At 31.8% G+C, this 15,681-nt stretch carries 11 protein-coding genes and 5 tRNA genes; 3 read left to right on the top strand and 13 right to left on the bottom strand.

Annotation, left to right across the window (positions count from 1 at the left end; all coding sequences use genetic code 11):
- Nucleotides 1–51: 51 nt before the first annotated feature.
- Nucleotides 52–2,553 carry a leucine-rich repeat domain-containing protein gene (locus tag ITJ86_RS08850; protein WP_195871275.1) on the top strand — a complete coding sequence of 834 codons (2,502 nt, stop codon included), beginning with the start codon at nucleotides 52–54 and terminating at the stop codon, nucleotides 2,551–2,553.
- A 76-nt stretch (nucleotides 2,554–2,629) separates the two neighbouring features.
- On the opposite strand, the gene ITJ86_RS08845 is transcribed toward ITJ86_RS08850, so the two are convergent.
- The 6 genes from ITJ86_RS08845 to ITJ86_RS08820 all read right to left on the bottom strand — a co-directional run bounded on the left by ITJ86_RS08845 (nucleotide 2,630) and on the right by ITJ86_RS08820 (nucleotide 3,775).
- Nucleotides 2,630–2,806 carry a histone H1 gene (locus tag ITJ86_RS08845; RefSeq protein WP_195871274.1) on the bottom strand — a complete coding sequence of 59 codons (177 nt, stop codon included), beginning with the start codon at nucleotides 2,804–2,806 and terminating at the stop codon, nucleotides 2,630–2,632.
- 21 nt (nucleotides 2,807–2,827) lie between these two features.
- Nucleotides 2,828–2,909, bottom strand: a tRNA-Tyr gene (locus ITJ86_RS08840).
- A gap of 94 nt (nucleotides 2,910–3,003) precedes the next feature.
- A tRNA-Gly gene (locus tag ITJ86_RS08835) sits at nucleotides 3,004–3,076 on the bottom strand.
- Between the two features lie 373 nt (nucleotides 3,077–3,449).
- A tRNA-Arg gene (locus tag ITJ86_RS08830) sits at nucleotides 3,450–3,523 on the bottom strand.
- A 33-nt stretch (nucleotides 3,524–3,556) separates the two neighbouring features.
- Nucleotides 3,557–3,631: transfer RNA gene (locus ITJ86_RS08825), tRNA-Pro, on the bottom strand.
- A gap of 55 nt (nucleotides 3,632–3,686) precedes the next feature.
- Nucleotides 3,687–3,775: transfer RNA gene (locus ITJ86_RS08820), tRNA-Ser, on the bottom strand.
- A 191-nt stretch (nucleotides 3,776–3,966) separates the two neighbouring features.
- Between ITJ86_RS08820 and ITJ86_RS08815 the strand changes: the two genes are divergently transcribed.
- A complete protein-coding gene (locus ITJ86_RS08815) occupies nucleotides 3,967–4,560 on the top strand; it encodes a hypothetical protein (RefSeq protein ID WP_195871273.1) in 594 nt (197 codons plus the stop codon).
- Between the two features lie 4 nt (nucleotides 4,561–4,564).
- Here ITJ86_RS08815 and ITJ86_RS08810 read toward each other — a convergent pair whose 3' ends face one another.
- From ITJ86_RS08810 to tsaD, 7 genes are all read right to left on the bottom strand, one after another.
- Nucleotides 4,565–5,746 (bottom strand): class I SAM-dependent methyltransferase, encoded by a 1,182-nt coding sequence (locus tag ITJ86_RS08810; RefSeq protein ID WP_195871272.1) that lies wholly within the window; start codon nucleotides 5,744–5,746, stop codon nucleotides 4,565–4,567.
- Between the two features lie 7 nt (nucleotides 5,747–5,753).
- Nucleotides 5,754–6,842, bottom strand: a complete 1,089-nt coding sequence (locus ITJ86_RS08805; RefSeq protein ID WP_195871271.1) for an AI-2E family transporter — start codon at nucleotides 6,840–6,842, stop codon at nucleotides 5,754–5,756.
- 179 nt (nucleotides 6,843–7,021) lie between these two features.
- Complete coding sequence (locus tag ITJ86_RS08800) at nucleotides 7,022–7,525, bottom strand: TrmH family RNA methyltransferase (RefSeq protein WP_195871270.1); 504 nt, start codon at nucleotides 7,523–7,525, stop codon at nucleotides 7,022–7,024.
- Between the two features lie 304 nt (nucleotides 7,526–7,829).
- Complete coding sequence (locus tag ITJ86_RS08795) at nucleotides 7,830–8,471, bottom strand: DUF4159 domain-containing protein (protein WP_195871269.1); 642 nt, start codon at nucleotides 8,469–8,471, stop codon at nucleotides 7,830–7,832.
- 4 nt (nucleotides 8,472–8,475) lie between these two features.
- Entirely contained in the window at nucleotides 8,476–9,180 is a 705-nt protein-coding gene (locus ITJ86_RS08790; protein WP_195871268.1) for a 16S rRNA (uracil(1498)-N(3))-methyltransferase, read from the bottom strand.
- The gene (locus tag ITJ86_RS08785; RefSeq protein ID WP_195871267.1) at nucleotides 9,180–9,812 is read right to left on the bottom strand and encodes a peptidylprolyl isomerase; all 633 of its coding nucleotides are present in this window, start codon (nucleotides 9,810–9,812) and stop codon (nucleotides 9,180–9,182) included. Before ITJ86_RS08785 ends, ITJ86_RS08790 begins: the two co-directional genes overlap by 1 nt.
- 278 nt (nucleotides 9,813–10,090) lie before the next feature.
- Nucleotides 10,091–11,113, bottom strand: a complete 1,023-nt coding sequence (tsaD, locus tag ITJ86_RS08780; protein WP_195871266.1) for a tRNA (adenosine(37)-N6)-threonylcarbamoyltransferase complex transferase subunit TsaD — start codon at nucleotides 11,111–11,113, stop codon at nucleotides 10,091–10,093.
- 138 nt (nucleotides 11,114–11,251) lie between these two features.
- Here tsaD and ITJ86_RS08775 point away from each other — a divergent pair, with 138 nt between their 5' ends.
- Nucleotides 11,252–15,673 (top strand): translocation/assembly module TamB domain-containing protein, encoded by a 4,422-nt coding sequence (locus tag ITJ86_RS08775; protein WP_317190621.1) that lies wholly within the window; start codon nucleotides 11,252–11,254, stop codon nucleotides 15,671–15,673.
- The last annotated feature ends 8 nt before the right edge of the window (nucleotides 15,674–15,681 follow it).

Below are 15,681 nucleotides of genomic sequence, written 5' to 3'. Positions count from 1 at the left end.
CAAAAAAACTGTTTCAAAAAGAAATTTATACTTTAAAAATTAACGATTACTATGACAAAACCAGTAGAAACACCTGTTTTCAAGTTTTATACAATGGATGAATATTATGAAGACATTAAAAAGTGTAAAAACTTTCCAGAGGATTTTTATTATGAAATTTTTGTGATTGCAAAAGCAACATCTAATAAAAAAAATAGAACAGAGTGTGCTAACATCATAAAAAAACAAGCCCCAGAAGCTTTGCAATTAGCTTTTAAAAGTCGAAAAAAAATAACACAAAAAGGAAAGCGCGTAGCCAGAATGATTTCTATTTTAGAATATGGATTGCTATCTGAAGACTTAGACCTTCTTAAATTATATAACCTAATTGGTGGAGCATCAGAACTATGGTTTTTTCATTCTTCGACAGATTTTTTAGATCGCTTGTTAGAACATCCACATATATTAAGCCGATTTAACGGCGTAAAAAGTTTAGAAATCCATTTAAAACGACAAGGCAATAAATATGATAGTATTATTAAAGAGATATCAAAATTAACGTCTTTAGAAGAAATAGATCTAGAAGGTGATTATGAACAGCTACCAGAAGATTTTGGTAATTTATCAAATTTAAAAAAACTAAAGCTTGTTGCGCCTTCTTTAAAAAAGTTTCCAAGTACAATGTCTCAGTTAACAGCCTTAAAAAAAATACGTATTGAAGGTGATTATTGGATTGGAAAAATTATTCCTAATATGAATCTAACCGATTTTAATTGGCTAACAAACCTTACTGAATTAAAAGTATTCAAACTACGTTATGTAGGCGTGCAAGACCTGTCTCAAGTCGTGTTTCCTGCATCTTTAAAACGTATAGAATTGTTTTACTTAAATGAATTAACAGCATTACCTAGAGATGTTAGCCATTTAAAGAAACTAAAAGAGTTTCAGGTTTTATCTAAAAGCATAGCTAGCTTACCATATGGTTTTGAAGATTTACCAAAATTAGAACTTTTTGAACTTCATGCCCCTAAGATAGATTCCATATCATCTACCTTATTTTTTGGAGATGAGTCTAGACCTAAATTAGTGACCAAAATTGGGAATAGTTATATAAATATTGCACCAATGACGGAAGTTAGTCTGCGAGAGTCTATAGGAATAGATTCGCCTAAACTTCTGAACTTTGTGTTAGACAATGCTTCGTTTTTTCCTAATTTAAAGACGATTACAGTAGATTGTGAAGCACCAGAAATTCCGCATAAAACATCATTAGCTGTATTTAAGAATCTAACTACGCTTCATTACAAACTAGAGCATAAATTAGATTGGCTTTTTGAAGGTATTGAGCAATGTACAAAACTTAAAAATGTAGAATTATACAGATTTAAAGAGTGGCATACTAAAGATATAAAATTAGCTGTTAGAATTTTTCCTAATGTGTTTTCAAAAATAACGCAGTTAGAAAACCTGACCATTAAAAATGCGAGTGCTTTAGTTGTAGACACCGACCATTTACCTAAACATATTACCAATTTAACTATTTCAGAAATTAAAGGCATAAAAGCAGGAACAGAACAGTTTGATGTGTCTCATTTGGAAGTTAAGGCCACACCAATACTTAATTTACAAGAATTTTATACGGTAATTGGTGCTGCTAAATTTGATTTAGGACATAGAAATGATGATGTAAATAATGTATTAGATTTTGAAAAATTTAGGTATCCAGAAAAAATTGAATCGTTTGATTTTACCAGTGATGTGAGTCAATTAGGAAGTTTACTTAAAAACTTCGTGAATTTAAAAACGCTCACGATTACGTTTAAGAAAGACAATCCAGAACATAACAATGCATTAACCGTTTTTAAACACCCGAATCTAAAAGTATTACGAATTGATGATTATAATGGAAGTACCGAAGCTTTAGAGCATTTATTAACACATACACCAAACCTTGAGTTTTTAGGGGTATTTGAAGCCAAAGGTTTTAATGCTTTTCCTGCTGTAACTTTACCGAAGCTTAAAAAATTAAGAATGCAAAGTGTCGCGCTTAAAACCATAGACAATCTAAATGTTGATACTATTGAAGCAGTGAAACTGATACATTGTAATAACATCAGTGATGAAAGTATTGAAGCAATATCGCGTTGGAATACTTTAAAGCACCTTTGGTTAGAAGGGTTAGATGAAAATGGAGATAAATATCCTGAATCGATTTCTGAGTTGAATTTAGAAACGCTTTTTATCAGAGCACATCATAAAGAGGAAAAAATACCAACTTGGATTGCCAATCTAAAAAATCTACGTGTTTTAGGAATAAACAATTTCAAACAAGTTGTTTTACCGGTAGAACTAGCATCATTAACACAGCTGGAAGTATTAAGTATTAGCGGTTGTGAATTTTCTGAAAAGGTATCCGAAGACTTTAGAAACCTTAACCTACAAAAATTAGTGTATTGGACCTCTAAATTTAATGGTAGCAATATGAAATCTGAACTCTATGAACCTTTAGAACATAAATTAGTGTCTCAACGTAATTTTGATGATATAGATAGTGAAGTACCTTTTAGGGTATAAACGGGAATAGAAATTAATAAGTAATTACTTTGTAAAAAAAAACTCCTCTTTATTTTTAAAGAGGAGTTTTTAGTAATTATTTTTTAGATTCCGCTACAGAAACCTTACGGAATTCTTTTAAAAGCTTTTCTAAAGCTAAAGAAGCTTTTCTAGCTCGTGTACCTGCTGCTTTATTTCCACTTTCTAATTGTGAATCTGCATCAGAGTTAAAAGATTCGTAAGTACTTTGGATATTTTCAATAAGTTCTTTCATAAGTTTTGTTTTAAATTATAGTGGGGAGAGCAGGATTCGAACCTGCGAAGACGTAGTCAGCAGATTTACAGTCTGCCCTCGTTGGCCGCTTGAGTATCTCCCCCAAAGCTTAAAAATCTATATTTAATACACTATAAAATTAATTAATGTGTGTTTTATAAATTTAAAAAGACTTCATAAACTGATGAAGTCTTTTGAGCGAGAGACCGGGTTCGAACCGGCGACATTCAGCTTGGAAGGCTGACGCTCTACCAACTGAGCTACTCTCGCATTTTTGGTAAGCGAGCGCAAATATATAAATATTTCTTAGAAATACTGTGATTTTTTTAAACTATAAAAAATATTGTTCGTCCAACATAGAACTTGTTTTAGGATATTGTGAATAAAATATAGATTGTAGAATACGTACCGAAACCACACTAAAAAAAGCCTCACTATTTCTAGTTAGGCTTCTTGTGATCGCACTAGGATTCGAACCTAGGACCGTCCCGATTATAAATTGGGATGCTCTATTTCATAAGGTCATTAATCCGTTTATGTATAATCTCTTTTGCTTTTTATTTTTTAATTCAGAATAAAATATAGCTAGTAAACATCATTATAAAACACAAAAAAGCCTCAACATAAATGTTAAGGCTTCTTGTGATCGCACTAGGATTCGAACCTAGGACCGCCTGCTTAGAAGGCAGGTGCTCTATCCAGCTGAGCTATGCGACCATTTAGAGTAAAACTCTAAAAATTCAATAAAAGTCGGGGTGGCAGGATTCGAACCTGCGGCCTCCACGTCCCAAACGTGGCGCGATAACCGGGCTACGCTACACCCCGAAAATGATTATCATTAATATTACTTACAGAATCGCATAAGCTGCAGTAAAACTAGCGGAGAGACAGGGATTCGAACCCTGGGTAAGTGTTTCCACCTACGACGATTTAGCAAACCGCTCCTTTCGGCCACTCAGGCACCTCTCCAATATATAAAAGAACATTCCTTCAAATGCGGATGCAAATGTAACGCAACATTTTAAAGAACGCAACAATTTTTTTGAGTTTTTTTATAAAATTTTATATCATTTATTTAAGTGTATATTTATCAGATTGGTATAAGAATAATTTGTGTTGTAAATCCACCAAAAGTAAAACTATAACTTTGAAATTTTAAAATGTCTAAATATAAAAATGATAGAGCTTTTACAGATTATGTGCATAAACATATTGCATTACCTAGCATTTATAAACCCATTAACTGGAAAGAAGTTAAATTAAAGAAAAGTTACGCTAAATATATTGATATGACTGTCGGTATTGATTACGTTTTTTTAAATGAAAATGTTGTAAAAACTGTGCAAGAACGTTTTAGAGAAAAGACATATAAATCTTTTACTGATTTTACAATTCGTTATAGGCGTGATGAAAATAAACACCAAGACCGTCACGAATCAGAATACTTTAAAATGAAAGCTCATTATTTTACTTACGGAATTTTAGATTGCTCAAAACAGGAGGTAAATGAGTCTTCCAAATTTCTAAAATTCGCGATTATAGATTTAAAAAAAGTGTACGAGAAAATTGATTCTGGTGTTATCTATATTTCTGATAATGGTAAAAATAAATCTGAAATTTTAGACGGTAATCGTATAGAATGTCCCGTGAAATATAATACAGATGGCTCTTCATCCTTCTTTCCTATAGATATTTCATATTTAGTAAAACTTTGGGGAAATGAAATGGTTATTGCGCAAAAAGGCTTTTTGTAATAACTTAATTAACCTTTGAACAAACTAAAACTATTTTTTCTTCATTTAGGTTTGTTGTAAAAAACAAATACGTATGTCCTCCGTCTTTGATTTTTAGTTTTTTTCGAATATCATTTACAGACAATGGAAAATTACGAGTGGTAACATTCGCTTTTGTTATGTTTTCTTTTGAAAAAACCTTTTTGTTATAAGGCAATACCTTTTCAATTTTAAATTGTCTACCAGGAAAATCTATAAGCTCCTCTGAAGTATATAAATGAGAGTGCTTGTGCAGTTTATCAACTTTTAGAAGTTGACTTACAGAGTTAAAACCACCCGATTTTAAAACGGCAGCATTTGGCTCGTATAAATAGGTGAGTGGTTCATTGTAAGTTTCTATTGCTTCAGGCTCATCACTAAATTTAAAACTAAAATACTGCGTGTTCGATTTTTGAATGTTAACCGTTTTTATCTCAACATCTCCTTCAAAATGCCGTTCTAAAATCCATAGTAACTCTTTAACCTCATTATGTACTGCAACCACATAAATCGTTTTGACGTTTGTTATATCTAAAAGTGTCGCTGTTAAATCTAACAATGGTGAGGTTTTAATCATCACATTTTTAGCATACTTTAAAAATACATCTTGATGCGTTTTTATGTTAGGTTCACAATCGGAAAGCAGAAACACTTTTTGTTTAGAATCGTCGCGACGCGATGGATCTACATAAATCCAATCGAATGGTTTATCGATATCTTTTAAGGCTTCAATTCCATTGTCGTTAATGCATGTAATATTAGAAATGTTGAGCGTTTCTGCATTATGTTTTACTATTGCTGACAGTTTAGAGTTAATTTCACAATGCGTAACATGATGTACTTGTTTTGAGAAATAATACGCATCAACCCCAAAGCCTCCTGTGAGATCAATAAGTGTTTTTCTAGCAACTAAACTTGCTTTAAACTCAGCAGTTGTTTCTGAAGACGTTTGTTCAATATTTAGCTTATTAGGATAGTATATGTTCTTAGCGTTAAACCAGGTCGGTAACTTTTTTTGGCATCGTTTTTTTGCTTCAATTTGTTCTATAATTAATTTTGAATCAACGGTTTCAAACGGTACACCTTTTAATAATAAGTCTAAAGTGTTTGAGTTTATATTATCAGTTATAAAACTCTGAATATCAATATGTAGTAAGGATTCGTTCAATCTAATACTATAAGTTTTTAGTGAATTTTTTAACGATATTGTAATCTGATAAAAACTCTTTTAAAACAACCTTTATAGCTGTGTACGTTGGAATAGCTACAATCATACCAACCACACCAAATAAAATACCTGCTATGATAATTACTAAGAAAATTTCCAAAGGATGAGATTTTACACTTTTCGAAAAAATGTATGGCTGACTAAAGAAATTATCGACCAATTGTGCAATAATAAAACCAATCATTACATAAGTCGTTTTTGGTAAAATAACGTCACTAAAGCTTTCACCTAAATTGCTTGACATACTTAGTAGCAGCATTAAAAACCCACTTACTAAAGGGCCAACATAAGGCACAAGATTAAGTAGCGCACATAAAAATGCAATGACTATGGCGTTGTCAATATCAAAGACTAATAAAATGATGGTATAAATAACAAATAGGATTAAAATTTGAAAGATAAGTCCAACAAAATAGCGCGATAATAAGTCTTTGATAGTTGTAATTGAGCGTTTAGAACGTTTTTCATTTCCACTTGGAATAAAAGTCATTAAACCATCTTCAAATAACTTGCTGTCCTTTAAAAAGAAGAACGAAATAAAAAGTACTGAAAACAAACCAATACTAAAACTACCTAAGCCACTGATAAAGCTGTTTAAAAAGTTAGGTATTACTGCAAAATCTAATTTTGAGAGCAAGTGCGAGTCTTCAATTGATTGTTCAATATCTATTTGGTTAAATTGAAAATAGGTGATTATTTGGTCGTATAGATTTTCAATATTTACTTGAAGTTGCTCAATATTTAGTAAGGCTAAATTTTGCCCTTGTTCAATAATTAAAGGGATAAAGAGACCAATGAGACCCACAAAAAGACCTAGTAAAACCACCATTGTGGTTACTACAGCTACGGTGTTATTGAACTTTAATTTTTCTCTTAAAAATAAAATGATTGGTCGTCCGATTAACGAAATAACAACAGCTAAAAGAATGTAAACGATTACAGACTGAATTTTGAAAAGGAAATACAAAACTAAAATTACGGCCAGCATAATTCCCACTGCTCTTAAAATACCGTTAGCTATTATTTTTGAATTCATGTATTCGTATTTATTGCTTTTAATTAGCTCCTTTTATGGGTTAAATATAGTTAAAGATGTTGAATAGCATTGCTTGGTAGCTATCTGTTCACAATTCAGCAAGGACTTGTAGACCTTTTAGGTGTAATTTTTAAAATTATATTTCATACCAACAGGGTATTTTAAACCTTTCAGGAAAACTAATTGTTAAGTTGTTTTGTGATTTCATAAAGTGCAATACCTGTGGCTTGTACCACATTCATACTACTATTATTTCCAAACATATTTATATGAACTACAGCATCCACTTGCTTTAGCACAGCTTCTGCAACTCCAAAATTCTCATCACCCAAAATTAATGCAATAGGTTGATTAGTTTGTATTTTAAACTCTGTTAATGGTTGACTGTTTTCAGAAATTTCTAAAGCAATTAAATAATAATTATTAGCTTTTAAAGCTTTAATTTGAGTTTCAATTCCGTCTTCAATACGATAGCTAACATACTTTTCAGTAGAACGCGACGTTTTTGTCATGCGTTTTCCAAATGGAATATCTGAACCACAAAAAATGAGTTCTTCTACACCAAAGGCATCGGCAATTCTGAATAAGCTTCCAATATTTGGAGCATTGGTAACATTATCGCAAATGACTTTAATTGGGTGTTTTTGTTTTTTGAAGTTGGAATTGTAATGGTTGAGTTGCATAAAATTAGAAGATAGAAACACGAAGCATGACGTTTCGCTGATTCAAACGTTACTTTGATTATTTAATTAATATGATTCGCTTTTCCGCATTTATAAATAGAATGGTAGGAATGACCAAAACAACACGTTATTCCTTTTGGGCAATCTTCATGAAAGTTTGATAAACCAGTAGCGTAAGTATGGCTATTAATAGATTCCATAGTTTGAAATGTAAAAGCCAAAACTAATAGGAAAGCAACAATTTTATATTTAAGAGAAAAGCTCTTCATAATCTGTTTAGTCTTTGTTCTTGATTCCAATAAATCTAATTCTCAAAAACATACTTTACGATATTAGCTCCCATTTTAAGTGCTTTTTCACGTACATCTTCAGGGTCGTTGTGAACTTCTTGATCTTCCCAACCATCTCCTAAATCACTTTCAAAAGTAAATAATAAGACTAATCTGCTGTCGTGAAAAATCCCAAATGCTTGTGGTGTTTTTCCATCGTGTTCATGAATTTTAGGTAATCCATTCTGAAATTCAAAAGCCGCACTAAATAGTTTATGATCCTTAGGAATTTCAATTAATTCACTATTCGGAAATACTTTTTTTAGCTCCTTAGTAATGTAAGGTTCCATGCCATAATTATCATCAATATGAAGAAAGCCACCAGAAATAAGGTAGTTTCTTAGGTTTTCTACATCATCATCGGAGAAAAACACATTGCCATGACCTGTCATGTGTAATAAAGGAAATTGAAAAATATCAATACTTCCTACTTCTACAGTTTGAATACTTTCGTTAATATTAGTACCAATATTATCATTACAATACTTTACTAAATTAGGTAAAGCTGTAGGGTTACTGTACCAATCTCCACCACCTTTATATTTTAAAATGGCGACGTCTTGAGAAAACAAGAACAAAGTAAAAAGTGAAAAAAATATAGTAAAAATGAGTCTCATTAGTCTATTCATTTAAAAACGCCACAGAATGACAAGCAACAATGGCAGCTGTTTCTGTTCGTAAACGTGTCTCACCCAAAGTTACAGGAATAAACTGGTGCTGCAAGGCCATTTCGATTTCTTTAACGCTAAAATCACCTTCTGGTCCAATTAAAATAGTGATATCTACCGCAGGTTGTAATTGCGACTTTAAAGATTTTTTATCTGTTTCTTCACAATGCGCAATAAAAATCTGTCCCTTTAAATCTTGATTTATAAAATCTTTAAAAGTAATTGGCGCATTTAATTTTGGCAAATAATAGTGCAGTGATTGTTTCATGGCAGATTGAATTATTTTTTCAAAACGTTCAATCTTTACAACCTTGCGTTCGCTATGATCGCAAATTATTGGGGTAATACTTTCGACACCAATTTCAGTAGCTTTTTCTAAAAACCATTCGTATCTATCGTTCATTTTTGTTGGTGCAACAGCTAAATGAAGATTGTAATTACGTTTAGGCTCTTTGCTTTTAGATAGAATAGAAACCGTACAATGTTTTTGATCTGCTAATGTGATTTCGGCAGTAAATAACCAACCATTACCATTGGTAATATGTAAGGTGTCTCCAATAGTTTTTCGTAAAACTTTTGCAATATGTCTGCTTTCGTCTTTATCAAAACTAAAGCTGGTATCGTTTTCGGAAATATTTGCGTTGTAGAATAACTGCATTACTCAATATCTTCTGTGAATTTTAAAACTGTAATTTCTTCAATAGGTGTTCTATTTTCAGTTTTAATAGCGAGGTAGTATTTTTTATTTTCAATGTCATCAACCGTAAAAACATCGTTAATGCCATGGTTTTCATTAAGTGCAACAGCATCAAAAGCCGCTGACATATCGCCTGCTTTTATCCAACCTGTATCTCCTTTTGTTTTTGCGGTATTTCCACTAGAATGATGTCTAGCTAAATCTTTAAATCTATAACCTTCGTGGTATTGTGCGAGTACTTTATTGCGTTTAGATATGGCTTCTTTGCTTGATGATTTTGAGGCATCAATGACAATGATATTGAATTTATAATAATCTACTTCAGCCTTATCTATTACTTTATAATAGGTTTTTTTAAAGTCTGTTCTAATGACTTTTTTTCCACCTTTGGACAAATTAAACAGGTCGTTAGCTAATCTGGTTTTATGTTTTGCTTTATTGAACGTAAACAATTTGCCTTTACTAGATCTGTTTTCTTTTATAAATGATGTCGCTTCTTCTGAGGTTGAAATTGAATCGAGTTGTTGTTCAAATGCGTCTTGAGAGAAGCTAAATAAAGGTATAAAAAGTAAAAGTGTAAATAAGTGTTTCATAATTGAATTGAATTTGGTTTGATTTGGGTTATTGCAAAACAACTAAATTTTAAGACACTATTGAAGTAAAGGTTGTAAGGATGTTAACAGATGTTTTAACAATTTTGAAAATAGATTTTCTTAAGATGTAATTTTCTGAATTTAACCGAGGTTATGATTCTATTTCTCATTTTTCCGTGCATCTCATTTTCTCCGTGTATCTCTCCGTTATTGTAATTACACTGATACACATAGAGTTCCACAGAGATACACAGAGAACGTAAATGGTGTTTTTAAAATTACAGTTTCAATCGTGCAGTTGCCATCACATCAAAATCAGAAAAATCTTTTTCTAAATATTTCAAGTAACCAACAATAGCAATCATGGCGGCATTATCTGTAGTGTATTCAAATTTTGGAATGTAGCTTGTCCATCCAAATTTCTGTTCAGCATCTTTTAAGGCTTTTCTAATACCCGAATTTGCAGAAACACCTCCACCAATGGCAATATGTTTTATACCAGTTTGTTTAACGGCTAGTTTTAACTTCGCCATCAAAATTCCGATGATGGTATATTGAATTGAGGCACAAATATCATTGAGATTTTCTTCAATAAAATTAGGATTCGCTTTCACTTCACGCTGAACAAAATAAAGGATATTAGTCTTTAATCCTGAAAAACTAAAATTCAAGCCATCAACTTTTGGTTTTGTAAACTGGTAGGCTTTCGGATTTCCAAGTTGTGCACGTCTGTCTATTTCCGGACCAGCAGGATAACCTAAGCCTAAAACTTTTCCACTTTTATCGTAAGCTTCACCAACGGCATCGTCAACCGTTTCTCCAAGAACGTCCATTTCAAAATAACTAGACACTTTTACAATCTGTGTATGTCCACCAGAAATCGTCATGGCTAAAAATGGAAATGGTGGTTTGTTGTGATCTTTTTCGTCTATAAAATGTGCTAAAATATGAGCTTGCATGTGGTTAACATCAATCAACGGAATATCTAAACCATAAGCTAATGATTTAGCAAAAGACGTTCCCACTAATAAAGAACCCATTAATCCAGGACCTCGTGTAAAGGCAATTGCACTTAATTGCTCTTTTTTTATGTTTGCTTTTTCAAGCGCTTGGTGAACAACAGGAACAATATTTTGTTGGTGTGCTCGCGACGCCAATTCTGGAACAACACCTCCATATTCGGCATGTATTTTTTGGTCGGCAACTATATTGCTTAAAATCTGGTTATTACAAAGAATTGCAGCACTTGTATCGTCACAAGATGATTCAATTCCAAGGATATAAATATTTTCTTTTTCCATAGTCGATATTAGGCACAATAATTGTTAATTTTACCAGGTAAAGTCCATTACCTTATTAACAACGTATTGTAAGGACAAAGGTAATAAGAAATCATAAAGTAAATCATCAAACGGATACTCAAAATATTAGGGAAAATTGTGGCAATTATACTGCTGCTTTTTTTCATTTTGTTTTTGGTGCTATCGATTCCGGCTGTACAAACTAAGTTAGGAAGATACGCAACCGATAGAGTAAATAACGATTTTAAAACAGATATAAATATTGGTCGTGTTGGGCTTCAGATCAATGGTGATGTTGAGTTGAAAGATATACTGATTAGAGATTACAAACAAGATACGCTTATTAGTGTTGGCGAATTAAACAGTTCGATTATTAGTTTTCGGAATTTGTTGAACAGTAAACTCAATTTTGGGGATATTGATCTTCAAGATGTGTTATTTAACTTAAAAACCTATAAAGGAGAAAACGATACTAATTTAGATGTTTTTGTTGCGAAATTTGACAGCGATAACCCAAGAGTTGGTCCTAGTGAGTTTCTATTTTCTTCGAGCGATGTTTCTATTGAAGGAGGAATATTTAGACTAACTGACGAAAATTTAGAAACACCAAAAATATTTGAATTCACAGAGTTATATGCAAATACCACTAATTTTTTAATTAATGGTCCTGAGGTAAGTTCTCGTATTAATAAGTTCAGTTTTATAGATAGCAGAGGCATTGCGGTTAAGAATTTAATGGCAAATTTTGAATATACACTAGATCATATGTCTTTTGGAGATCTTAACATAACCACTGAACAATCTGAGTTAAAAGGGGATTTAAGATTTAATTACAACCGAGAAGATTTTAAACAATTTACAGACAAGGTTAATGTAGTCGCAAGTTTTAGAGAGTCGGATATTTCCTTAACAGAACTCAACGTGTTTTTTGATGAATTTGGTGTTAGTCAGCATGCAAATTTCAATGCAGATTTATCTGGTACACTAAATAATCTTGAAGCTAAAAATCTCAATATTAGTACAACTACAAATACCAGAATCATTGGTGATATTACGTTTAAAAATTTATTTAGTAAGGAAGATGATAGTTTTGCTTTGCGTGGAAATTTTCAAAATTTAGCGTCAAACTATAGAGACTTAACAGCGTTACTACCAAAACTGTTAGGTAAGTCTATTCCAAGTGTGATTTCAAAAGTTGGTAATTTCAAAATAACCGGAACATCATTTATTACAGCTAAACGCGTTGAAGCCGATTTAGATATCGATACCGATTTAGGTTTTATTAAATCTAATTTACAACTTACAAACATAGATAATATTGATAATGCCAGTTACATCGGAAACATTGTTTTAGATGAATTTAATATTGGAGAACTCATCAATAATCCATTGGTAAAAACGACCTCTTTAAATTTAGATGTTGATGGGAAAGGGTTTACAGTAAAAAATTTAAAGACAGATGTAAAAGGAGATGTCTTTGTGTTAGATTATAACGGTTACACGTATAGAGATATCACACTTTCTGGAGATCTTGGAAATAGTATTTTTAACGGTATAGTAAAAGTAGAAGATTTAAACTTACAAATTGATTTCAATGGTTTAGCTGATTTTTCTGAAGACCTTAAAAAATTCGACTTTAAAGCTAACGTTGGTTATGCTAACCTAAGCAATTTAAATTTTGTTACTAGAGATAGTATTTCGGAGTTTAGAGGATTAGTAACTATGTCTGCAACAGGTACAACTTTAGATAATGCCGTTGGAGCTATTAATATTAAGAACACAACGTATAAAAATCAAGATAGTAATTACAATTTTCAAGATTTTGATATTGTATCCACCTTTGAAGATAATGAGCGTACAATTTCTATAAACTCACCAGATATTATAGATGGTAAAATTACAGGACAGTTTAAAACTAAAGACCTCTTAGGTTTAGTAGAAAACTCTGTTGGAAGTATTTACACTAATTATGTTCCGAATGTCGTTGATGCCAATCAGTATGTCGATTTTAGATTCAATATTTATTCAAAAATTGCCACCGTATTTTTCAAAGATCTCATCCTTGGAAAAAATACTTTTATTGAAGGCCGTATTGAAACCGACGAAAAAGGCTTTGAACTTACCTTTAATTCGCCTGAAATTAAATTTCAAGATTATTTTGCCACCAATATTAATATAGATGTTGATAATAGTAATCCCTTATATAATACCTATGTAGAGATTGATAGTCTAAGTGCTGGGATTTATAACGCTTCTCAATTTAGCCTTATAAACGTTACAAAACGAGATACTTTATTATTTAAGTCTGAATTTAAAGGAGGAACAAATAATGCTGATGATTTTAATTTAAATCTGTTTTACACTATAGACGAATCTAATAAATCTGTAGTAGGCATTAGAAAATCTGACTTAAAATTTAAAGGGTTTGATTGGCAGTTAAACTCTGAAAAAGACACCTTAAATAAAGTAACGTTTGATAGGGACTTTAAAACATTCGACATTTTTCCAATCAGAATAACCCACGATAGCGAAGAAATTTTAGTATCAGGAAAAGTAACAGATTCAACCAACAAAGACTTTAATGTAGATTTTAAAGATGTTGAGTTAGTAAAAATTACGCCTCGCATAGATAGTTTGGCACTCAAAGGTATTGTAAATGGTAATTTAGATGTGGTGCAAAAAGACGGAGTATATTTACCAAAATCTAACGTAGAAATAAGTGGCTTTTTTGTAAACGATTACGATTTAGGAAATCTTAAAGCCAATATTGAAGGTAATAATTCTATAACCAACTATAATGTAGATGTCACTTTAATTAATGATAATTTAAAATCATTAGACGCAAAAGGAACCATAGATGTTGCCGATAATAACCCTGAGATAGACCTAAATGTTAATTTCGAAGAGTTTTTATTAGATCCATTAAATCCATTAGGCGAAGGAGTTATTAGTAATATTAGAGGCTTGGTATCTGGTTATGCCAATGTAACAGGTAGTTTAAAAAAACCCGCAATTTATGGCGAGTTGTTATTAGATAGAGCTGGTTTATCTATTCCGTATCTTAATGTAGATTATGGATTTGATTTTGACTCTAAGGTATCGCTAAGAGGTCAGCAATTTATCTTTAATGATGTTGCTATGACAGATTCTAAATACTTTTCTAAAGGAAGTTTAAACGGAGTTATTGCGCATAATAATTTTTCAGATTGGAAACTAGGATTAGAATTAAATACAGACCGACTTTTAGTGTTAAACACAGAAGAATCTGAAGACGAATTGTACTATGGAACAGGATTTATTTCAGGAAGAGCTGAAATTAAAGGACCAACAGATCAATTAACCATCAAAGTTATAAATGGAAGAACTGAAGCCGGAACTGAATTTTTTATTCCGCTTAATGATTCTGAAAGTTTTGGGGATAATTCATTTATACACTTTTTAAGTCCTGAAGAAAAAGCAGCCAGAGTTAAAGGAGAGCTAACGGAAACTATAGAAGTTAAAGGATTGGTTTTAGATTTTGATTTAAATGTAAACCAAAACGCAACCATAGAAATAGTAATAGATAAAGAAGCCGGAAGCACCATAAAAGGTAGAGGAGTAGGAGGATTAAATTTCTTAATTAATACCAATGGAACCTTTAATATGTGGGGAGATTTTGTGGTTTACGACGGAACCTATAATTTTAAATACGGTGGTTTTGTTGAAAAGAAATTTAAGGTGGAACAAGGTGGAAGTATCGTTTGGGAAGGAGATCCTTTGGGCGCAGAAATTAACCTCAAAGCTCTGTATGCTGGTAGCGCTAACCCTTCTGTGTTATTAGATAATCCAATAAATCAAAGTATTGATGTCGAAGTGGAAATCCATTTAACAGGTCAGTTAGAGCAGCCAGATCCTCAATTCGATTTTAGATTTCCAAACGTAAGTTCAACGGTTAAATCAGAGCTAGATTATAGGTTGGCTTCTAAAGATGAACGCGATAATCAAGCCTTAATATTTTTAGCAACAGGAGGGTTTTCAAGTAGTTTGGGTGGTGCTAATTTTACGGGTACTATTTCAGAACGATTAACAGGAATTGTAAATAATCTATTTGGAACAAATAACGGAAACTTAGATATTGGCATTGATTTAGAACTAGGACAAGACACACCAGAATTACAAACCAATAATAAATTTGGATTAACACTTCAAACCAAAATTAGCGATAAAGTATTAGTAAATGGTAAGGTTGGTGTACCGTTTGGAAGTGCGAGTCAAACAGTAATTAGTGGTGATGTACAGATCGATTTATTATTAAATGAAGATGGTACGCTTAGAGCTAAAGTGTTTAATAGAGAAAATAGTATTAGAAACTTTGGTGAAGAAATTGGTTATACGCAAGGTGTCGGTTTGTCTTATAATGTAGAGTTTGATACGTTCAAAGAATTACTTCAAACTATCTTTTCTGGAAAAAACAAAAAAGATAAAAGCAGACAGAAGGAAAATAAAAAGGAAGAAAATGAGGATGATTTATTGCCAAGTTACATGACAATGAAAGAAGAAAAGTCAAAATCGAAGCCTTAAATCCTTCA

The sequence above is a fragment of the Winogradskyella marina genome, assembly GCF_015645385.1.
Classification (GTDB): domain Bacteria; phylum Bacteroidota; class Bacteroidia; order Flavobacteriales; family Flavobacteriaceae; genus Winogradskyella; species Winogradskyella marina.
The sequence above is the reverse complement of the archived record's forward strand: the minus strand, read 5'-3'. Positions and strand labels throughout refer to the sequence as shown.

What these genes read in the sequence shown, in the direction of transcription:
- tsaD (WP_195871266.1), bottom strand. Translation starts at nt 11,113, where the DNA reads ATGGAAAAAGAAAATATTTATATCCTTGGAATTGAATCATCTTGTGAC.
- ITJ86_RS08785 (WP_195871267.1), bottom strand. Translation starts at nt 9,812, where the DNA reads ATGAAACACTTATTTACACTTTTACTTTTTATACCTTTATTTAGCTTC.
- ITJ86_RS08795 (WP_195871269.1), bottom strand. Translation starts at nt 8,471, where the DNA reads ATGAGACTCATTTTTACTATATTTTTTTCACTTTTTACTTTGTTCTTG.
- ITJ86_RS08805 (WP_195871271.1), bottom strand. Translation starts at nt 6,842, where the DNA reads ATGAATTCAAAAATAATAGCTAACGGTATTTTAAGAGCAGTGGGAATT.
- ITJ86_RS08800 (WP_195871270.1), bottom strand. Translation starts at nt 7,525, where the DNA reads ATGCAACTCAACCATTACAATTCCAACTTCAAAAAACAAAAACACCCA.
- ITJ86_RS08845 (WP_195871274.1), bottom strand. Translation starts at nt 2,806, where the DNA reads ATGAAAGAACTTATTGAAAATATCCAAAGTACTTACGAATCTTTTAAC.
- ITJ86_RS08790 (WP_195871268.1), bottom strand. Translation starts at nt 9,180, where the DNA reads ATGCAGTTATTCTACAACGCAAATATTTCCGAAAACGATACCAGCTTT.
- ITJ86_RS08850 (WP_195871275.1), top strand. Translation starts at nt 52, where the DNA reads ATGACAAAACCAGTAGAAACACCTGTTTTCAAGTTTTATACAATGGAT.
- ITJ86_RS08815 (WP_195871273.1), top strand. Translation starts at nt 3,967, where the DNA reads ATGTCTAAATATAAAAATGATAGAGCTTTTACAGATTATGTGCATAAA.